Origin of the sequence: Gordonia sp. ABSL11-1, assembly GCF_030315685.1 — a bacterium.
Classification (GTDB): Bacteria; Actinomycetota; Actinomycetes; order Mycobacteriales; family Mycobacteriaceae; genus Gordonia.
The window spans coordinates 1-433 of sequence record NZ_JASXSI010000106.1 but is presented as its reverse complement, the minus strand read 5'-3'; the positions used below and the strand labels follow the sequence as shown (position 1 = coordinate 433).

General features: G+C 65.8%; 1 pseudogene. It reads left to right on the top strand.

Annotated elements, in window-relative coordinates:
- Nucleotides 1–433: pseudogene (locus tag QSJ19_RS26645) on the top strand (IS1380 family transposase); the annotation flags it as partial.

Below are 433 nucleotides of genomic sequence, written 5' to 3'. Positions count from 1 at the left end.
GTACACCGACGCCGTCTACGACGACCAAACCGGGCAGTGGGTGTCGCGGGCCGAGGTCGCCGAGATCCCGTTCACCGCGTTCACCTCCAAAGCCAAGAAACTGCAGGTCCCCGGGCGGCTGGTGGTGCGCCGCATCCCTGACTTCGCACCCGAGGGAGACGGCTTGTTCGACGTGTGGCGGTTCCATGCGTTCTTCACCACCAGCGATCTGGACACCGTGACCGCCGACACAACCCACCGCGGCCACGCCATCATCGAACAAGTCCACGCCGACCTCAAAGCCTCCGCACTGGCGCATCTGCCCTCGGGAAAGTTCTGCGCGAATGCCGCCTGGCTGGTGTGTGCGGTCATCGCGTTCAACCTCACCCGCGCCGCCGCCACCCTCACCAGCAACCGATTGGCCACAGCGACCACACCCACCATCCGACGGACT